The sequence below is a fragment of the Streptomyces sp. NPDC015242 genome, from assembly GCF_043079125.1.
Lineage (GTDB): Bacteria > Actinomycetota > Actinomycetes > Streptomycetales > Streptomycetaceae > Streptomyces.
The window spans coordinates 59,055-77,725 of the sequence record NZ_JBIBUF010000007.1; the positions used below are offsets into that span (position 1 = coordinate 59,055).

The window sequence follows — 18,671 nt, forward strand, 5'->3', positions numbered from 1 at the left end:
CATGACAACGTTGGCATGGAGGTTCCGTGCGTCCCCGACGCCTCAGAGACCGCCTCGCGTTACTGCTCGCCGCGCTCCTGGCCCTGACGGGCCTGAGCGCCGTCCCCGCCCTCGCCGACGAACCGGCCGAGATACACGGCCTGAAGGGCGAGTACTACACCCACTCCGCCCCCGGCGCCTTCGACTTCCACACCCTCAAGGCGACGACCTTCGACCAGGACCTCGACTTCGACAACCTGGAACCGCGCCTGAACTTCACCACCGGCCGCTCCGACGACGTCAGCGTCCGCTGGACCGGGAAGATCGTCCCGGAGAAGACCGGGCCGCACACCTTCTCCGTCAGCGCCGACAACGGCTTCCGCCTCTGGATCGACGGCCGGCTCGCCATCGACCACTGGGTCGACGACTGGGACCGTGAGCAGACCGCCGAACCCGTCGAGCTGACCGCCGGCCGGGCCTACGACCTCAAGGTCGAGTACTTCGAGCACTACGGCGGCTCCAACTTCCACCTGCGCTGGACCCAGCCCGGAGCCGCCAAGGCCCCCGTCCCGCAGTCGGCCTTCCGCCTCCCCGACGGCTTCGACTACGACGGCGCGCTCGCGGCCACCGTGCAGTCCACCGGCCGCACCCTGAAGCTCGACTTCGCCCAGGCCCTCGCCACGCCCCCGGCGGACTTCACCGACCACCTCGACGCCGTGATCGGCGGCGCCGCCTGGCCCCTGGGCGAGGCCCGCCCGGACCCGGCCGACCCCACCGCCCTGCTGGTCGCCCTGGACGAGCCGGTCGTCGGCAACAAGACCGGCACGGCCCGCGGCACGGCCGACGTCCGCTACGACGGCGAAGGCGGCCTCACCGACGCCGACGGCAACGTTGTCAAGCAGTTCTGGACGTCCGGCCCGAACCACTCCACTCACCAGCTGCGCACCCGCTGGGCCGACGAGGTCGGACCGGACAACGCCCTCCCGGAGTACCCGCGCCCGCAGCTGACCCGGGACGCCTGGAAGAACCTCAACGGCCGCTGGCAGTTCGCCGCCGCCGAGGCCGGCGAACAGCCGCCCGTCGGGAAGACACTGAAGGAGCGCATCCTCGTCCCGTACCCGGTGGAGTCCCAGCTCTCCGGCATCGAGCGGCACGAGGACCGCATGTGGTACCGCCGCACCTTCACGGTCCCGCGCGACTGGAACATCGGCTCGGGACAGCGGCTCAAGCTCAACTTCGGCGCCGTCGACTGGCGCTCCGAGGTCTACGTCAACGGCACGAAGGTCGCCACGCACGAGGGCGGCTACGACAAGTTCGGCGCCGACATCACCGACGCGCTCGAGCCCGGCCGCACCCAGGAGCTCATCGTCGGCGTCTACGACCCGACCGACGCGGCCTCCGGCGAGAACCCGCCGCTCGGCAAGCAGCGCCTGGACCCCAGCGGCATCTGGTACACCCCGTCCTCCGGCATCTGGCAGACGGTCTGGATGGAGCCGGTGGCCCGCGACCACGCCGACTCCCTCAAGATCGTCCCCGACGTGGCGGGCGAGAAGGTCACCGTCGAGGTCCGGGGCGTCCGGGACGGCGTACCGGTCACGGCGACGGCGTACGACGGCCGGCGCAAGGTGGCCACCGCGAGCGGCCGCACCGGCGGCCCGCTCACGCTGACGGTGCGCGACCCGCACCTGTGGTCGCCGGACGACCCGTTCCTCTACGGCCTGAAGGTCAAGGTGGGCGCCGACCGGGTCGGCAGCTACTTCGGCATGCGCTCCGTCGCCGTCGAGAAGGTGAACGGCGTCCCCCGCACGCTGCTCAACGGCGAACCCGTCTTCATGATGGCCACCCTGGACCAGGGCTTCTGGCCCGACGGCCTGCACACCGCGCCCACCGACGAGGCCCTCGCCTACGACCTGAAGGCGCACAAGCGGCTCGGCTTCAACTCGGTGCGCAAGCACATCAAGGTCGAGCCGGACCGCTGGTTCTACTGGGCCGACCGGCTCGGCCTGCTGGTCTGGCAGGACATGCCCGCGATGACGGCCGGGGTCGACCCGAGCGCCACCTCCCGCGCCCGCTACGAGCGTGAGCTGAAAGAGATGATCGACGAGCACGTCAGCAGCCCGTCGGTCGTCATGTGGGTGACCTTCAACGAGGGCTGGGGCCAGTACGACGTGGGCCGGATCGCCGAGCAGGCCAAGGCCTGGGACCCCACCCGCCTGGTGAACGGCCAGTCCGGGCTGAACCTCGGCGCCGACGGCGGCACCGGCGACATCATGGACGAGCACGGCTACCCGAGCCCGGCCCTGCCGCCCCGCCCCGACGGGCGGCGCGCCCTGGTCAGCGGCGAGTACGGCGGCCTGGGCCTCGCGGTGCCCGGCCACGCCTGGTCCGTGCAGCAGTCGTACGTCGACGTCGACCCGGCCACCTACACGGAGGACTACCTGGAGAAGCTGGACGAGGTCCGGGCGCTGGTCTGCAAGGGCAGCAACGGTGCCGTCTACACCCAGATCGCGGACGTCGAGGGTGAGCTGAACGGCTTCCTCACCTACGACCGCGCGGTGCTGAAACCCGACACGGCCCGGCTCAAGGCCGCGCACGAGACGCTGATCCGTGACGCCTCCCGGGTGACTCCCACGGGGTGCCCGGCGCCGCAACCTGTGCTGGACTGACCGCACATGCACCATGAGTCCCGCCCCTCTCACCGGGGCGGGACTTCATACGCTGTTAACTGTGCGTAGCGTGATCGTACTTGACCGTAATCGGCCGGGGGCGATTGACTGCTGGCTCATCCTTTCGTCGACGCGAGGCAAGCTCTTGACTGCTGATCTGCTCGCCCCCCTTGACCTGGCGTTCTGGAACCTGGAGTCCGCCGACCACCCGATGCACCTCGGCGCGCTCGGGATCTTCTCCGCGCAATCGCCGGCCGCCGGCGCCCACGCGGCGGACCTGCTCGCGGCCCGCGCCGCCGGTGTCAGCGGACTGCGGATGCGGATCCGCGACGTGTGGCAGCCGCTGCCCGCCGCCCTGCGCAGCCCCCTCGCCTTCGGCGGGGCGGCCCGCGAGCCGGACCCGGACTTCGACCCGCTGCACCACGTGCGCCTGCACGCGCCCACGGCCGACTTCCACGCGGAGGCCGGGCGGCTCATGGGGCGTCCGCTGGAGCGCGGCCGGCCGCCGTGGGAGGCCCATGTGCTGCCCGGCGAGGACGGGGCCTGCTTCGCGGTGCTGTTCAAGTTCCACCACGCCCTGGCCGACGGGCTGCGGGCACTGACCCTCGCCGCGGGCGTCATGGACCCGATGGACCTGCCCCCGCCCCGGCCCCGCCCCGCCGCCCCGCCCCGCGGTCCGCTGCCGGACGTGCGCGACCTGCCCGGCCTGCTGCGCGGCGCCCTCTCCGGCGCCGCCCAGGCCCTGGACATCGGCGCCTCGGTCGCCCGCTCCTCCCTCGACGTGCGCTCCACCCCGGCGCTGACCTGCGAACCCAGCGGCACCCGCCGCACCGCCGGAGTGGTGCTCGACCTCGACGACGTGCACCGGATCCGCAAGACCGTCGGCGGCACCGTCAACGACGTCCTCATCGCGGTCGTCGCCGGCGCCCTGCGCCGCTGGCTCGACGAGCGCGGCGACGCCAGCGAGGGCGTGGCGCCCCGGGCCCTGATCCCGGTCTCCAGGCGCCGCCCGCGCACGGCCCACCCCCAGGGCAACCGGCTCTCCGGGTACCTGATACGGCTTCCGGTGGACGACCCGGACCCGCTGGCCCGTCTCGCCTCGGTCCGCACCGCCATGGACCGCAACAAGGACGCCGGACCCAACCGGGGCGCCGGCGCCGTCGCCCTGCTCGCCGACCACGTGCCCGCTCTCGCCCACCGGCTCGGCGGACCGCTGGTCGGGCAGGCGGCCCGGCTCTGGTTCGACATCCTCGTGACCAGCGTGCCCCTGCCCAGCCTGGGCCTGAAGCTCGGCGGCCACCCCCTCACCGCCGTCTTCCCTCTCGCCCCGCTGGCCCCGGGCCACTCCCTCGCGGTCGCCGTCTCCACCTACCGCGGCGCGGTCCACTACGGCCTCGTCGCCGACGGCGAGGCCGTCCCCGACCTCGACCTGTTCGCGACGGCCGTGTCCAGGGAGGTGGCGACGCTGATCAAGGCCTGCCGGCCGTGAGCGCACGCGTTTGGCGGTCCCGCCCCGCGCTGAAGTAAAATCCGCCGTTCGGATGCGGGCGCGACCGGCGCACCGCGACGCAGAGCAGGGAAACGCAGCGGCGATGACGGTGACAGAGGACGGCCCGCAGGCCATGGACGAGGCGAGCGGGCACTCGTACGGACCCGGCATCGACCCCGAGCGCCTGGCGATCTGCCTCAGCGTGCTCGAAGAACTCGACAAGCTGGAGGTCGACCACCCGGACGCCATCGCGGTGCGCCGGGCCACCGCCGGCATCTACCGCACGGTCAAGCAGCGCCGCCGCCAGGAGCGCCGGGCCGCCAAGACCGCCCACGACAAGGCGGTCACGGAGGCCACGGCGACCGGCTCCGCCCAGCGCATCGACGACGAGACCGAGGGCCTGCTGCCCTCCTCGCGCACCGAGGAGGGCCGGATCGCGGGGATACTCCAGCGCCCGCGCTCCTGCTACACCTGCAAGACCCGGTACGTGGAAGTCGACTACTTCTACCACCAGCTCTGTCCCGGCTGCGCCCGCCTGAACCGCGAGAAGCGCGACGTCCGGGCCGACCTCACCGGCAAGCGCGCGCTGCTCACCGGCGGCCGCGCCAAGATCGGCATGTACATCGCGCTGCGGCTGCTGCGCGACGGCGCCCACACCACGATCACCACGCGGTTCCCGAAGGACGCCATCCGCCGCTTCAAGGCCATGGACGACTCCGCGGACTGGCTGCACCGCCTGGAGGTCGTCGGCATCGACCTGCGCGACCCGGCGCAGGCCGTCGCCCTCGCCGACCAGGTCGCCGAGGCCGGGCCGCTGGACATCCTGGTCAACAACGCGACCCAGACCGTGCGCCGCCTGCCCTCCGCCTACGCCGCCCTGGTCGAGGGCGAGAGCGCGCCGCTGCCCGCCGGTGAACTGCCGGCCCACCACGTCATCGGCGCCTTCAACTCCGGCGCGGTGGACGGCCTCGCCGCGCTGCCGCCGGGCACCAGCGGTCTCGACGCCCAGCAGGTCGCCGACCTCGCCCTGGTCGCCGGCAACGCCAGCGTGGAGCGGCACCTGGACGGCACGGCGATCGACGCGGGCGGCCTGGTCCCCGACGTCGTCGACACCAACACCTGGGTGCAGACCATCGAGCAGATCTCCCCGGTGGAGCTGCTGGAGACCCAGCTGTGCAACTACACGGCCCCGTTCATCCTCATCAGCAAGCTGCGGCCGGCGATGGCCGAGGCCGCGAAGAAGGCGGCGAGCGGCCGCGCGTACGTCGTCAACGTCTCGGCGATGGAAGGGGTGTTCGGCCGCGGCTACAAGGGCGCGGGGCACCCGAACACCAACGCCGCGAAGGCCGCGATGAACATGGTCACGCGCACCAGCGCGCAGGAGATGTTCCAGACCGACGGCATCCTGATGACCTCGGTCGACACGGGCTGGATCACGGACGAGCGGCCCCACTACGACAAGCTGCGGCTCGCCGAGGCGGGCTTCCACGCGCCGCTCGACCTCGTCGACGGCGCGGCCCGGGTCTACGACCCGATCGTGCGGGGCGAGGCGGGGGAGGACCTGTACGGGGTCTTCCTGAAGGACTACGCGCCGGGGAAGTGGTAGGCGCCGGTCGTCAGTCGACCGCACCCAGGCGCACGTCGCGGGCCGCAAGCAGCTCCAGCACCGTGCGCCAGTCCTCCAGGTCCCCGGCGTCGAGACCGGCCGTCCGGGCCTCCTCGGCCGCCTGGCGCAGGGCGAGCAGATCGTCGCCGGCCGGGACGTCCCGGCCGGGGCAGTCGCGTACGAGCCGGGACACCCGCTCGCCCAGCAGGGCACGCACGGCGTCGGCGGCCCGGCCGGCCGGGTCACCGCCGCCCAGCAGCGCGCCGACCGGCCCTATCAGCCCCGCCACTTGGAGCTCCTTGTCGGCGGGGCGGCCCCGGCGGAGCAGGGCGGCCGTCCGCAGCGCGTGCTCCAGCGGGTCGGCCGGCGGGCCGCCGGGATCCGGGACGGCCCGGGCGTCCCGGCAGGCGTACAGCAGGTCCATCAGCTCCTCGACGCTGCGCAGTTCCATGCGTCAGTCCTCCCGCGGGACGGCCGTTGCCGTACGGCAGCAGAGCATGACGAGCTTGCGACCCGGCCAACGGCACTTGAACTGCGCCACCGGCCGGAAAGCGCCGTCGCCTCCCTACGCCGAAAGAGTGACCCTCAAAAAGGTCCGTACAGGGGCGAACCGGTACGGAAACCCAAGCTGAACACCGGATGACGCGCGATCGTTACCGGTTGTTTTCAGCCCCATCGAGCAGGGCCCCGCTCATTTGGTTAACCTGAGGCGGACGGACAGCAGCACGGGGTCCTACCCACACCCACGGTCCGTCATGGGACCAGCCGGTACACCACGGCCTGCTCTCCCGAGAGTCGACCGGCGCCACCGCGTCCGAACTGCAGATGACACATGGCCCGAGCGGGCGTCAGGCGCAGCAGGACCGGCGCGTACGTCCCGAGGGTGACCGACACATAAGGAGTGCGCGGTGACACCGGAGATGACGAATCGCGATCAGCGCCCCAAGGAACGCGGCGAGCGCGCCGGCCGACGGGTCGACGAGCTCGGCAGCCTCGACGTGTGGGCCCGGTCGGCCCCGATCCGCCTCGCAGGCTACGAGGAGGACCTCGCGGAGCCCCACATCCTGCCCAGCGTCGACTGAACCGGACGCGGCCCCCTCGGCGGCCGCCGGGCATGGGCGTGCCACACTCGCACCCATGCTGATCAGGGAAGCAACGGCTGACGACTGGCCTCGCATCTGGCCGTTCTGGCACCGTATCGTCGCCGCGGGCGAGACCTACGCATGGGACCCGGGAACCTCCGAGGAGGAGGCCCGGGTCCTGTGGATGAATCCCGCGAAACGCGTCTGGGTCGTCGAGGACGGCGGCACGGTCGTCGCCTCCGCCTACCTCACCCCCAACTACGGCGGCCCGGCGGCCCGCATCGCCAACGCCGGATTCATGGTCGACCCCGACCGGGGCGGCCGGGGCTACGGCAGGGCCCTCGCCGAGCACCTGCTGAGCGAGGCCCGCGCCGCCGGTTACCGGGGCATGGTGTTCAACGCCGTCGTCGAGACCAACCCCGCCGTGAAACTGTGGACCTCACTCGGGTTCACCGTCCTCGGAACGGTGCCCGGGGCGTTCGACCACCCCCGGCACGGCCCGGTGGGACTGCACATCATGTACCGCGCCCTGTAGCGCGCGGGGAGTGGCCGGTGCGTGATGTCCCGGACGGTCGTCAGGGACGGGCGTAGGGGCGGGTCATGATCTCCATGTTGTGGCCGTCCGGGTCGGCGAAGTAGGCGCCGCGGCCACCGAACAGGTCGTTGACCCGCCCGGGTTCGGTGTGGCGCGGGTCGGCGTAGTAGGTCACGCCGAGCGCCTCCAGGCGGGCGATCATCGCGTCGAACTGCTCCTCGGGCACCAGGAACGCGTAGTGCTGCGGCTGGATCGGCTCGTCGGTCTTCTCGTAGTAGTCGAGGGTCACGCCGTTGCCCAGGTCCACGGGGAGGAACGGCCCGAAGGGGGCGCCGACCTCCAGGCCCAGCACGGCCGCCAGGAACTCGGCGGACAGTGCGCGGTCCGAGGCGTGGACGACGGTGTGGTCGAGGCGGGCGACGGTGGTGGGCAGGCCCGGGGTGTGTTCTGCGAGGGACATGAGTGGATGTGTCTCCGGTTCACGAGTGGTGGCGATGTCGCCGCGAGGGGCGGGGGAGGAGGGAACGCGGAGACAGCGGGCGGGGCCCGTGCCCGCGGCGGCTCTCGGCCGGGGCCGGGCGGGGTCACCCCCGCCGCCCTCATACCGAGGCCGGGCGCCTCACTCGTGCATGGCCTACGGCCGACCCGGCAGTCACCCGGCCGACCCTAGCCGACCGGCGCCGTGCGCCGCCACGGATTTCCGGCCTCCAACTGCCCCGCCAGAGCGAGGAGTCGGTCCTCCGAGCCGGGACGCCCCACCAGCTGCACGGCACAGGGCGCGCCGGAGGGCAGGGTGCCGCAGGGGACGGCCATGGCGGGCCAGCCGGTGAGGTTCCACGCCGGCGTCAGAGGCGAGTAGGCGGTGTTGACCAGCAGATTGCGCAGCCAGCCGCGCTCGTGCCAGGGCCCGGCCTTGGGGGAGCGGCGGGCGAGCGCGGGCGTGAGCAGCACGTCGTACTCGGCGAAGAACGGCTCCAGCCGGTGCCGCAGTCGCTCCCGGGCCGCCCCCGCGCCGGCGGCGCTCACGAACGGCCGCCCGAGCCGCGCGTGCACGCGGGTGCGCCGGGTCAGCAGGCGCGGGTCGAGGGGCCGGGCATCGGCGGCCGTGCCCGCCGTCCAGTGCAGCAGGGAGGTGGTGGCGAGGGACAGCGGGTAGGGCGGATCGGCACGCCGGACCAGGTGGCCGGCGCGCATCAGCACTGCGGCCGCGTCCCGTGCGGCCGCCGCGTACGGCCGGCTGATGGTGACCCCGGCCAGCGGACTGCGCAGCGACACGGCGACCTTGAGGGCACCGGGTGCGCCGGGGGCCGCCGGTTCGGTGCCGGCGAGGACCGCGAGCATCAGGCGGGCGTCCTCGACCGTCGTGGCGAGCGGGCCGTTCTCCGACATCCCGAACCAGTCGCTGTCCCCCGCCCCGGACGGGACCACCCCGCGCCCGGGCTTGATGGTGACGAGGCCGCAGTTGGCGGCCGGTATGCGCAGGGAGCCCATGCCGTCGTTGCCGAGGGCGATCGGCACCATCCCGGCCGCGACGGCGGCGGCGCTGCCGCCCGAGGAGCCGCCCGCCGAGCGCTGCGGGTCCCACGGGTTGCGGGTGGTGCCGAGCACACCGTCCGTCGTGCCGAAGACGCACAGTTCCGGCACGTGGGTCAGGCCGACGACGACCGCGCCCGCGGCCCGCAGCCGGGCCACCGTCTCGTGGTCCTTCGCGGCGGGCGTGTCCGGTGTTGCCGCCGAGCCGACGCGGCGGGACTCGCCGCGCACGGCGAGGTTGTCCTTGACGGCCACCGGCACCCCGGCCAGGGGCAGTTCGGCGAGGTCGCCGCGGGCGCCCACCTCGTCGGCCTCGGCCAGTGCCTTCTCCGCGCGGACCACGCGGAAGGCGCCCACCCGGCCGTCGAGCCGCCCGATCCGTTCGAGATGCTCGGCGACCACCTCCCGGGGCGTGACCCGCTTCTCGCGGACGGCGGCGGACATCTCGGCGGCGGTGCGGCCGGCCCAGGTGGTCACAGAGGCTCCTCGGGAGGACGGGGGAGACGGGGCTACCGGTGAGTACGTAGGGAGAACTGTGCACCGGCCGGGGGCGCACGTCGAGATCGCGTGCGGCGCTCAACGCAGATGACGCTCCGCTCAGCGCAGATGACGCTCGAAGAAGGCCTCGGTGACGTCCATCTCGGCGGCCCACCGCGGCCCGAAGGTGTGGCCCTCACCGGCGACGGTGCGCAACTCCACGTCCTTGCCCGCCTCCTGGAACACCCGGGCGGCCTCCCGTGACCAGGCCAGAGGGCAGGTGCCGTCGGCGGTGCCGTGCTGGATCAGCAGGGGCTCGGTCAGGCGGTCGGCGTAGCTGAGGGCTGAGACGCCGCGCCAGAACGCCGGGTTCTCCTCAGGGGTGCCGTGCCTGTCCTCGATCTCCGTCACGACCGGGTCGCCGCCGGGCCGCTGGAAGTGGTCGATGTTCTCCTGCGGGCGGGCACTCACCGGCGCGTGGGCGACGGCGGCGTCGAACAGGCCCGGCGCCACGACCAGTGTGTTGTACACGACCCCGCCGCCCATCGACCGGCCGAACAGGCCGAGCCGGCCGCCGTCGATCTCCGGGCGTCCGGAGTCGCGCAGGGCCAGGGCGGCGCCGATGACGTCCTCGGTGTAGCCGAGGCGCAGGTTCACGTCGTTGCCGGGGTCGTCGTCGGAGCGGGCGTGGTTGCGGTAGTCGGTGTGCAGGACGACGTAACCGCTGCGGGCCAGGCGGTCCTGCTCGCGCGGCATGCCCTGGCCGCTGACGTAGACGTCCGGGTCGATGTAGCCGTGCGCCAGCACCAGCGCGGGGAACGGGCCCTTGCCCGCGGGGATGTTCATGATCCCCGAGACGGTCAGGCCGTTCGCCTCGTACGTGACGGCGTAGCGGGTGTAGGCGGAGGTGCGGGCCAGGACGTCGCCGAGGCGCAGACCGGAGCCGGTGTGCTCGCGCCGCATCAGGGCCGGGAGGGAGACCGGGTCGACCGGGCCGGGGGAGGGCGTGGTGCTGCGCGGCTCCGGGGTTTCGGTCGCGCTCCTGGTCGCCGCCGTGGTCGCGGGCGCGGCGGACCCGTCGCTCCCCGTGCAGCCGGCGGCGACGGCCAGCAGCAGTCCGGCCGCGGCACAGGCGGTGCCCCGTAGGCGCATACCGTCCATTGTGACGCAGCCGGGGTCGGGCGGGCAGGGCCCGCCGCCTGGCTTCCGCCTGGGTTCTGCCGGCCCGGGGCCGAGTGGCGCGGGGCTGGGCGCCGCGTCGAGCGGGGCCCGGGTCGAGTGGTGCGGGGGCGAGCGGCGCCGAGTGGAGCGGCGCCGGGCTGAGCAGCGCGGGTCGAGTGGCGCGGGGCCGGGTGGTGCCGGGTGGAGCGGCGCCGGGCTGAGCAGCGCGGGTCGAGTGGCGCGGGGCCGGGTGGTGCCGGGTGGAGCGGCGCGGGGCCGGGTGGTGCCGGGTCAGGTGGGCTGGGCCGGGTGGCGCGGGTCGAGTGGCGCGGGGCCGGGTGGCGCCGGGTGGAGTGGCGCCGGGGCGAGCGGGGCCGGGCCCAGCGGACTCCAGGACGTTCCCCCGCGCGGGGCGGACCCGTCAGGACGTCCCCCGCGCGGGCCCCGTGCTGTCCCGCTCGATCAGCGCCGGCACCGGCACCCGCACCGTCCGCGCCGGGCCGCCGTCCAGCAGGGCGGTCAGTTCCCGCGCCGCGGTGCGGCCGAACTCGACGCTGTCCCGGGAGAGCGCGGACAGCCACGGCTTGACCAGACGGCACAGGGCGGAGTCCTCCCAGGCCACCACCGACACGTCGGCCGGCACCGAGAAACCCAACTCCGCCGCCGCGGCCACCCCGGCGACGGCCATCACGTCGTTGTCGTAGATCAGGGCCGTCGGGGCGCCGGGCCCGTCCAGCACCCGGCGGGTGACGGCCGCGCCCGCCGCGTCCGAGTAGTCGGTCGGCACCGACTGCACCTCGGACAGGCCCCGCCGCTCGGCCTCCGCGCGCAGCGTGCGGATCCGGCGCTCGGTGTGGGCCAGCCCGGGCAGCCCGGCGATGTGCGCGATCCGGCGGTGGCCGAGCGCGAACAGCCCGTCCACCAGGGCCGCCATCGCGCCCGCGTCGTCCGCCCACACCGTCGACAAGCGGGGGTGCCGTCCGTCCGGGGCGCCGCCGATCACCACGGCGGGCAGCCCCAGTTCGTCGAGGAGCCCGGGCCGGGGGTCGTCGGTGCGTGGGTCGACCACCAGCACGCCGTCCACCCGGTGCTCGGCCCACCACCGCCGGTACACCGCGCACTCGTCGCCGATGTCCTCGGCGATCTGGAACAGCAGCCCGAGATGCCGCTCCGCGAGCACCTCCTGGATGCCCGAGACCAGTTGCAGGAAGAACGAGTCCACGCCCAGCGTCCCCGCCGGGCGGGCCAGCACGAACCCGACCGTCGCCGCGCCCTCCCCGGACAGGGCGCGCGCGGCCGTGCTGGGCCGCCAGCCCAGCTGCTCGGCGACCCGGCGCACCCGGTCCCGGGTCACCTCCGACACCCCGGGCCTGCCGTTGAGCGCGAAGGAGACCGCGCTCTCGGAGACGCCGGCCCGCCGGGCGATGTCCTTCATCGTCGGCCGCCGCGCCGGGGAGCGCCTTTCCGTCACGCCCGCCTCCTGTCATCAGTCGGGTGCGCATCACTAATGCGCTTGAGTGCGCTGATCCTAAAGCGCATTAGTGATCGCCTGCAAGAGGACTGAGCAACCCCATCTGACCTGCGGTGATGCGCAGCTAAAGACTTTAGCTGCGCGGAATGCATTGACTTCCCGGAACGGAACGATGCAAGGTCTGCCCCGGCGTCCTTTCCGCCGCCTTCCCGCCACCTTCCCGCCATCCCGTTCCCAAGGAGCCGGTCCCCGTGCGCATCTCCCGCAGAGCCTTCGCCGCCGCTGCCGTCGCCGTCCTGTTGCCCCTCAGCGCCTGCGGTTCGGGGGGTGGCGGAGGCGGTTCGAGCGACGCCTCGGGCAAGGTGGAGGGCGACATCACGTTCCAGACCTGGAACCTGCGCGCCAACTTCAAGCCGTACTTCGAGGGCCTGATCGCCGAGTTCGAGAAGAAGTACCCCGGCACCGACGTGAAGTGGGTCGACCAGCCCGCCGAGGGCTACGCCGACAAGATCAGCGCCGACGCGGCCGGCGGCACCCTGCCCGACGTCGTCAACGTCTCCCCGGACCTGGTCGCCCCGCTCGCCAAGGCCGGTCTCGCCCTGGACCTGGACAAGGCCGCCCCGCAGTACCGGAAGGAGTACCTGCCCGGCGCCTGGGACGGCCACCGGATACCGGGCATGACCGGCACCTACGCCTTCCCCTGGTACCTCAACACCGGCCCCCTCTTCTACAACAAGACGCTGTTCCGCGAGGCCGGGCTCGACCCGGAGAAGCCGCCGAAGACGTACGGCGAGCTGTTCTCGGCCGCCTTGCAGCTGGCGGAGAAGAGCGACGGCAAGGTCGCCACCCTCGCCAACGTGCCCACCATCGAGGACTTCGGCCGCTACGGCGTCCCGCTGATGAACAAGGAGGGCACCGCCTTCACCTTCAACGACGCCAAGGGCGTCGAACTCCTCACCGAGTACAAGAAGCTGTACGACGCGAAGGCGCTGGACCCGCAGGCGCTGACCGCCACCCCTGAGTCCTCCGGCAAGAAGTTCCTCACCGGGGCCGTCGCCATGAACCCCGGCAGCGCCCTCGACCTCGGCAACTTCAAGAAGCAGGCGCCGAGCCTGTACAGGAACATCGGCATCACCGACCAGATCACCAGCACCGGCCACGTCAACATGTACGTGATGGGCGTGATGGTGAACTCCCAGTCGAAGCGCAAGCCCGCGGCTGTCGCCTTCGCGCACTTCGTCACGGACGCGGCCCACCAGATGTCCTTCGCCAAGAAGGTCGCCATCTTCCCCAGCACCGCCGGCTCACTCGACGACCCGTACTTCACCGAGGAGGACGGCACCGACGAGACCCGCGTCCGGGTCGCCGCCGCCAAGTCCCTGAAGACGGCGGTCAACTACACGCCGGTGCTGTTCAGCGAGCAGATGAAGATCGCGCTGCGCAACGAGGTCGCCAAGGCGCTCCAGGGCAGGCAGAGCCCGAAGGAAGCGCTCGACAACGCTGTCAAGGAGTGCGACCGGCTTCTGAAGCAGCAGGGCTGACACCTCATGGCTTCCTCCGGCATCCCCCGGGTGCGGCGCCAACTGCCCACCAGCCCATGGCTGTTCGCCGCCCCCGGTCTGCTCGTCATCGGCGCGTTCGTGCTCTACCCGTTCGTCTCCACGGTGGTGAACTCCTTCACCGACCGCCGCACCCTGATCCCCGGGCGGTTCGTGGGGCTCGCCAACTTCCGCGAGCTGCTGCACGACGACATGTTCTGGACCGGCCTGCGCAACAGCACGCTCTACGTCCTCGGGGTCGTCCCGCTCCTCGTCGTCCTGCCGTTGCTGCTCGCCCTGCTGGTGCAGAAGAACATCCCCGGCATCGCCTTCTTCCGGTCGGCCTTCTACACCCCGGTCGTCGCCTCGATCGTCGTGGTCGGGCTGATCTGGGTGTGGCTGCTCGACGAGCGCGGGCTGGTCAACTCCCTGCTGGAGGCGGTCGGAGCGGGCCGCGTCGGCTTCCTCAGCGACCAGTGGCTGCTCCTGCTGAGCGCCATGGCCGTGACGGTGTGGAAAGGCCTCGGCTACTACATGATCATCTATCTGGCGGCGCTCGGGAACGTGCCGCGCGAACTGCACGAGGCCGCCGCCGTGGACGGGGCGGGCGCCGTGCGCCGCTTCCTCACCGTCACCGTGCCCGCCGTCCGCTCCACCATGGTCCTGGTCGGGGCGCTCTCCTCGGTCGCCGCGTTCAAGGTGTTCTCCGAGGTGTACCTGCTGGCGGGCCCGAGCGGCGGACCGGCCGGCGAGGACACCACGCTGGTCATGCTCGTACAGCGCACCGGCACCGGGCTGAGCGGCCGGGTCGGCTACGCCTCCGCGATCTCCGTCGTCGTCTTCGTCGTCACCGTCGCCCTGATGCTGCTGGTACTGCGCGCCGACCGGAAGGAGGACCGATGAGCGTCCTGGACAAGGCGTCCCCGGCGCGCAGGACGCCGGCCGCGGCCCGCGAGCCCCGCGTCACCGACGAACACGGCCGCCGCGTCCGCGGGTGGGAACTCGCCCTGCGCTACGTCCTGCTGCTCGCCGTCCTCGTGCTGACCATCGGCCCGTTCCTGTGGCAGCTGTCCACATCCCTCAAGGGCCCCACCGAGGACATCTACAGCTCCCCGCCCACCTTCCTGCCGGGCGATCCGACCCTGCACAACTACGCGCGGGTCGCCGACACCATCCCCGTGTGGGACTACGCCCTCAACTCCCTGAAGGTCGCCACCGCCAACGTCGTCACCAACTGCGCCGGCGCGGCCCTCGCCGGCTACGCCCTGGCCCGGCTGCGCTACCGCGGCCGCCGCGCCGCCACCCTGGCCTTCATCCTCGCCATGCTCGTGCCGGTCGAGGGCATCATCATCGCCCAGTTCACGACCATGCGGGACCTCGGACTCAACAACACCCTGATCGGCGTCGTCCTGCCCGGCTGCATCGGCGCCATGAACGTGCTGCTGATGCGCAACGCCTTCCTCAACCTGCCCTACGAGATCGAGGAAGCGGCCTTCGTCGACGGCGCGAACGTCTGGCAGCGCTTCCTGCGCATCGCGCTGCCGTCGGTCAAGGGCACCCTCGCCGTCGTCGCGATCTTCGCCTTCATGGGCGCCTGGGACGACTTCCTGTGGCCGCTCATCGTGCTGAGCGACCCGTCGAGGTTCACCCTCACCATCGGCCTGAACTACCTGCACGGCACCTTCGCCAACGACGAGCGCCTCGTCGCCGCCGGCACGATCATCGCCGTCGCACCGCTGATCGTCCTCTTCGCCTGCCTCCAGCGGTACTTCTTCCGCGGCGTCGGCGAGGGCGCGGTGAAGGGCTGAGCGCCCGCACCGAACGGCCGGCCCCCCCCCACACCGACACGCAAGGACACCGCATGCCTCCTGCCGTGCGCTTCGGCGTCAACTACACCCCCAGTGAAGGGTGGTTCCACCACTGGCTCGACTTCGACCTGGACTCCGTGCGCGCCGACCTCGACTCGATCGCCGCGCTCGGCCTGGACCACGTCCGGGTCTTCCCGCTGTGGCCGTACTTCCAGCCCAACCGCACGCTGATCCGGCCCCGGGCCGTGGAGCAGCTCGTCGCACTGGCCGACGCCGCCGCCGAACGCGGCCTCGACGTCAACGTGGACGGCCTGCAAGGGCACTTGAGCAGCTTCGACTTCCTGCCCGCCTGGACCCGCACCTGGCACCGGCGCAACCTGTTCACCGACCCGGACGTGCTCGACGGGCAGGAGACCCTGCTGCGCACCCTCGCCGCCGCCCTCGCCGACCGGCCCAACTTCATCGGCATGACCCTCGGCAACGAGGTCAACCAGTTCTCGGCCGGCCCCCACCCCGACCCCGACCGGGCCACACCCGACGAGATCGACGCCTGGCTCGGCCGGATGCTCGCCGCCTGCGAGGAGGGCGCCCCGGGCCGGCTGCACCTGCACGCCGAGTACGACGCCACCTGGTACCAGGACGACCAGCCCTTCACCCCGGGCCAGGCCGCCCGGCACGGCGCCGTCACGGCCGTGCACTCCTGGGTCTTCAACGGCACCGCCCAGCGCTACGGCCGCACCTCCGTGCCGAGCGAGCACCACGCGGCCTGGCTGGTGGAACTGAGCAAGGCCTGGGCCGGCGACCCGCACCGGCCGGTCTGGCTCCAGGAGGTCGGAGCCCCCGCGCCCCTGGTCCCGCCCGAGCACGCCGCCGCCTTCACCGAGGCGACCGTCGCGAACGCCCTGGACTGCCCGGACCTGTGGGGCATCACCTGGTGGTGCTCCCACGACGTGTCGCGCAGCCTCGCCGACTTCCCCGAGCTGGAGTACGGACTCGGCCTGCTGACCAACGACCGCAAGCCCAAGGACACCGCCCTGGTGCTGGAACGGGCGGCGCGCCGCCCCGCGTCCGCGCCGGCGGTCCGCCGTACCGCTCTCGTCGTGCCCGCCGACCCGGCGGCCCGTTCGCGGTGCGCCCCGGGCGGGCCCGTCTTCGAGGCCTTCTTCCGGCTGGTCGCCGACGGAGCCCGGCCCACCGCCGTCCTCGACACCCGGGCCGCCGACCGGGAGCACCTGGCCGCGCGCGGCATCACCGAGACCGTCACCCCCGACCAGGTCCTCGAAGGAGGCACCCGCTCGTGACACCCACCCGACGCACCGTCCTGCTCGCCGGCGCCGCGACCGCCCTCGTCCCCTCCCTGCCCGCCACGGCCGCCCCGAGAGCCGCCGCCGCGACCCAGCCGTACGCCTCCTACTGGTACCCGGACTCCCTCCCCTCCGGCAGCCCCGGCCCCGGCATCACCTGGCGCAGCCTGAAGTCCTGGCGGGCCGAGACCGACCCGGACCTCGCCTTCAACGCCTCGTCCGTGCCGCTGGCCGCCCGCTTCACCCCGGCCCCCGTCAACACCACCGCCCGCGCCGGGCAGGCCCGCGTCCAGTCGCTGGTCTCCTTCGGGCCCACCGCGGGCAACCCCTCCCAGGGCTCGCCCACCGCCGACTACTACGCCCTCACCCACTGGGCCTACATCGACGAACTGGTCTTCTGGGGCGGGTCGTCGGGAGAGGGCCTGATCCTCGCGCCGAACGCGCCGATCGTGGACGCCGCCCACCGGCACGGCGTGCCCGTCCTCGGCAACGTCTTCCTGCCGCCCGTCGCCTACGGCGGACAACTGCGCTGGACCCGCGACCTGGTGCAACGGGACGCCGCCGGACGCCACCCGCTCGCCGAACGGCTGGTCGCGGTCGCCGAGGCCCACGGCTTCGACGGCTGGTTCGTCAACGCCGAGACCGGGGGAGGGGACAGCGCCCTCGGCGCCGACATGCTGGGCTTCCTGCGCGAGCTGAAGTCCCGCGCGGCGGCCAAGGGACAGCGCGTCACGTGGTACGACGCCATGACCGTGAACGGCACGGTCAGCTGGCAGGGCGCGCTCAACGGCCGGAACGAGCCGTTCTTCCGGACCTCCGACGACATGTTCGTCGACTTCCGCTGGTCCGCGGACAGCCTGGTCTCCTCGGCGAGCCGGGCCGAGCAACTGGGCCGCAGCCGCTATGAGTTGTGGGCCGGCGTCGACGTCGAGGCAAGCGGCTGGAACTCCACCGTGCGCTGGGACGCGATCGTGCCGGCGGACCGGGCGCACCTCGCCTCGGTCGGCCTCTACCGGCCCGAGTGGACCCGCAACCACCTCCCGGCCGGCCGGCGGGGACCGGCCGACTTCCACGCCGCCGACGACCGGTTCTGGACCGGCCGCTCCCTCGACCCGTCCCGGCCGGACGGCACGGACACCTGGCGCGCACCCGCCCAGTCCGTCGCCGACCGCTCGACGGTCACCTCGGTGCCGTTCGCCAGCACGTTCAACACCGGCCACGGACTGCGCTGGTACGAGGACGGCAGGGTCACCTCGGACGCCCCCTGGAACCACCTCGGGCTGCAGGACCGGCTGCCGTCCCGGCGCTGGGTCGTGCACACCGAGGGCCTCCGTCCGGCCGTCGTCTTCGACTTCGAGGACGCGTGGCGGGGCGGGAGCAGTCTCCTCGTGGAGGGAGAGCTGTCCGCGCCGGCCGTCGTGGACCTGTACGCGACCCGGCTGCCGCTCACCGCGGACACGGTCGTCGAACTGACCCACCGGACCGATTCCGGCCCGGTCCGGGTCGAGCTGGCCGTCGCGACCGCCGAGCCGGGCTCGCCCGGCGGGACACCGCCGTACACGTACTTCCCCGTGACCTCGGCCGGTACCTGGCGCACCACGGCCGTCCGGCTCACCGGCCTGACCGGGACCGTCCGCGCGATCGGCGTCCGGCTCACCCCGGCCGACGGCGCGCCCGTGCGCTGGCGGCTCGGCGGCCTCGCCGTGCGCACCGCCTCCCGGACCCCGGCGGCACCGTCCGGCCTGCGCGTGAGCGCCGCGTCCGGGGGCGATCTGCGCCTCACCTGGAACCCGGCCCCCGGTGAGGTCCGGCACTACACCCTGCACCGGGTCCTGCCCGACGGCACCCGCCGCTTCCTCGGCGGCACCTGCCAGCGGGCGTTCTTCGTCGCCGGCCTGACGCCCGAACAGGGCGAGCGGGCCGCACGGTTCGAACTGCGGGCCGTCGGGGAGCTCTACACCTCGTCGGCACCCGTGACCCTGACCCACCCCTGGTAACCACCCCCTCTAGGGAGCACCCCGC

The 18,671-nt window shown here is 73.0% G+C and carries 15 protein-coding genes; 10 read left to right on the top strand and 5 right to left on the bottom strand.

Annotated elements, in window-relative coordinates:
* Nucleotides 1-26 precede the first annotated feature (26 nt).
* The 3 genes from ACF07N_RS23110 (at nt 27) to ACF07N_RS23120 (ending at nt 5,740) form a co-directional block, all read left to right on the top strand.
* On the top strand, nt 27-2,645 hold the full coding sequence (locus tag ACF07N_RS23110; protein WP_392115973.1) for a PA14 domain-containing protein: 2,619 nt from the start codon (nt 27-29) through the stop codon (nt 2,643-2,645).
* A gap of 145 nt (nt 2,646-2,790) precedes the next feature.
* On the top strand, nt 2,791-4,134 hold the full coding sequence (locus tag ACF07N_RS23115) for a wax ester/triacylglycerol synthase family O-acyltransferase (RefSeq protein ID WP_392115976.1): 1,344 nt from the start codon (nt 2,791-2,793) through the stop codon (nt 4,132-4,134).
* Between the two features lie 103 nt (nt 4,135-4,237).
* Entirely contained in the window at nt 4,238-5,740 is a 1,503-nt protein-coding gene (locus tag ACF07N_RS23120) for an SDR family NAD(P)-dependent oxidoreductase (RefSeq protein WP_392115979.1), read from the top strand.
* 10 nt (nt 5,741-5,750) lie between these two features.
* Here the strand turns inward: ACF07N_RS23120 and ACF07N_RS23125 are convergent, their stop codons facing one another.
* Nucleotides 5,751-6,191, bottom strand: coding sequence for a hypothetical protein (locus tag ACF07N_RS23125; RefSeq protein ID WP_392115982.1), 441 nt, complete (start codon nt 6,189-6,191; stop codon nt 5,751-5,753).
* A gap of 469 nt (nt 6,192-6,660) precedes the next feature.
* Here ACF07N_RS23125 and ACF07N_RS23130 point away from each other — a divergent pair, with 469 nt between their 5' ends.
* Nucleotides 6,661-6,822: a hypothetical protein gene (locus tag ACF07N_RS23130; protein WP_383332596.1), complete on the top strand. Its 162-nt coding sequence runs from the start codon at nt 6,661-6,663 to the stop codon at nt 6,820-6,822.
* Nucleotides 6,823-6,877: 55 nt separating this feature from the next.
* Entirely contained in the window at nt 6,878-7,357 is a 480-nt protein-coding gene (locus ACF07N_RS23135) for a GNAT family N-acetyltransferase (RefSeq protein WP_392115985.1), read from the top strand.
* Nucleotides 7,358-7,397: 40 nt separating this feature from the next.
* Here ACF07N_RS23135 and ACF07N_RS23140 read toward each other — a convergent pair whose 3' ends face one another.
* From ACF07N_RS23140 to ACF07N_RS23155, 4 genes are all read right to left on the bottom strand, one after another.
* Nucleotides 7,398-7,817 (bottom strand): VOC family protein, encoded by a 420-nt coding sequence (locus ACF07N_RS23140; protein ID WP_383332491.1) that lies wholly within the window; start codon nt 7,815-7,817, stop codon nt 7,398-7,400.
* Nucleotides 7,818-8,023: 206 nt separating this feature from the next.
* Nucleotides 8,024-9,367, bottom strand: coding sequence for an amidase (locus ACF07N_RS23145; RefSeq protein ID WP_392115989.1), 1,344 nt, complete (start codon nt 9,365-9,367; stop codon nt 8,024-8,026).
* A gap of 120 nt (nt 9,368-9,487) precedes the next feature.
* Nucleotides 9,488-10,519 carry an alpha/beta hydrolase family protein gene (locus ACF07N_RS23150; protein ID WP_392115991.1) on the bottom strand — a complete coding sequence of 344 codons (1,032 nt, stop codon included), beginning with the start codon at nt 10,517-10,519 and terminating at the stop codon, nt 9,488-9,490.
* Nucleotides 10,520-10,949: 430 nt separating this feature from the next.
* The gene (locus ACF07N_RS23155) at nt 10,950-11,963 is read right to left on the bottom strand and encodes a LacI family DNA-binding transcriptional regulator (RefSeq protein ID WP_392117018.1); all 1,014 of its coding nucleotides are present in this window, start codon (nt 11,961-11,963) and stop codon (nt 10,950-10,952) included.
* A gap of 287 nt (nt 11,964-12,250) precedes the next feature.
* Here ACF07N_RS23155 and ACF07N_RS23160 point away from each other — a divergent pair, with 287 nt between their 5' ends.
* Genes ACF07N_RS23160 through ACF07N_RS23180 form a run of 5 tightly spaced genes read left to right on the top strand, consistent with a single transcriptional unit; the run spans nt 12,251 to nt 18,646 of the window.
* A complete protein-coding gene (locus tag ACF07N_RS23160) occupies nt 12,251-13,540 on the top strand; it encodes an ABC transporter substrate-binding protein (protein WP_383347467.1) in 1,290 nt (429 codons plus the stop codon).
* A 6-nt stretch (nt 13,541-13,546) separates the two neighbouring features.
* A complete protein-coding gene (locus ACF07N_RS23165; protein WP_383332483.1) occupies nt 13,547-14,440 on the top strand; it encodes a carbohydrate ABC transporter permease in 894 nt (297 codons plus the stop codon).
* Nucleotides 14,437-15,345, top strand: a complete 909-nt coding sequence (locus ACF07N_RS23170) for a carbohydrate ABC transporter permease (RefSeq protein WP_392115994.1) — start codon at nt 14,437-14,439, stop codon at nt 15,343-15,345. The genes ACF07N_RS23165 and ACF07N_RS23170 overlap by 4 nt, the downstream gene beginning before the upstream one ends.
* A 53-nt stretch (nt 15,346-15,398) precedes the next feature.
* A complete protein-coding gene (locus ACF07N_RS23175; protein WP_383332479.1) occupies nt 15,399-16,646 on the top strand; it encodes a glycosyl hydrolase in 1,248 nt (415 codons plus the stop codon).
* Nucleotides 16,643-18,646 (top strand): endo-beta-N-acetylglucosaminidase, encoded by a 2,004-nt coding sequence (locus ACF07N_RS23180; protein ID WP_392115997.1) that lies wholly within the window; start codon nt 16,643-16,645, stop codon nt 18,644-18,646. Before ACF07N_RS23175 ends, ACF07N_RS23180 begins: the two co-directional genes overlap by 4 nt.
* The last annotated feature ends 25 nt before the right edge of the window (nt 18,647-18,671 follow it).

Coding starts and splice junctions, on each gene's coding strand:
- ACF07N_RS23120 (WP_392115979.1), top strand. CDS start 4,238: ATGACGGTGACAGAGGACGGCCCGCAGGCCATGGACGAGGCGAGCGGG.
- ACF07N_RS23125 (WP_392115982.1), bottom strand. CDS start 6,191: ATGGAACTGCGCAGCGTCGAGGAGCTGATGGACCTGCTGTACGCCTGC.
- ACF07N_RS23130 (WP_383332596.1), top strand. CDS start 6,661: ATGACGAATCGCGATCAGCGCCCCAAGGAACGCGGCGAGCGCGCCGGC.
- ACF07N_RS23135 (WP_392115985.1), top strand. CDS start 6,878: ATGCTGATCAGGGAAGCAACGGCTGACGACTGGCCTCGCATCTGGCCG.
- ACF07N_RS23140 (WP_383332491.1), bottom strand. CDS start 7,817: ATGTCCCTCGCAGAACACACCCCGGGCCTGCCCACCACCGTCGCCCGC.
- ACF07N_RS23150 (WP_392115991.1), bottom strand. CDS start 10,519: ATGCGCCTACGGGGCACCGCCTGTGCCGCGGCCGGACTGCTGCTGGCC.
- ACF07N_RS23155 (WP_392117018.1), bottom strand. CDS start 11,963: ATGAAGGACATCGCCCGGCGGGCCGGCGTCTCCGAGAGCGCGGTCTCC.
- ACF07N_RS23165 (WP_383332483.1), top strand. CDS start 13,547: ATGGCTTCCTCCGGCATCCCCCGGGTGCGGCGCCAACTGCCCACCAGC.
- ACF07N_RS23170 (WP_392115994.1), top strand. CDS start 14,437: ATGAGCGTCCTGGACAAGGCGTCCCCGGCGCGCAGGACGCCGGCCGCG.
- ACF07N_RS23175 (WP_383332479.1), top strand. CDS start 15,399: ATGCCTCCTGCCGTGCGCTTCGGCGTCAACTACACCCCCAGTGAAGGG.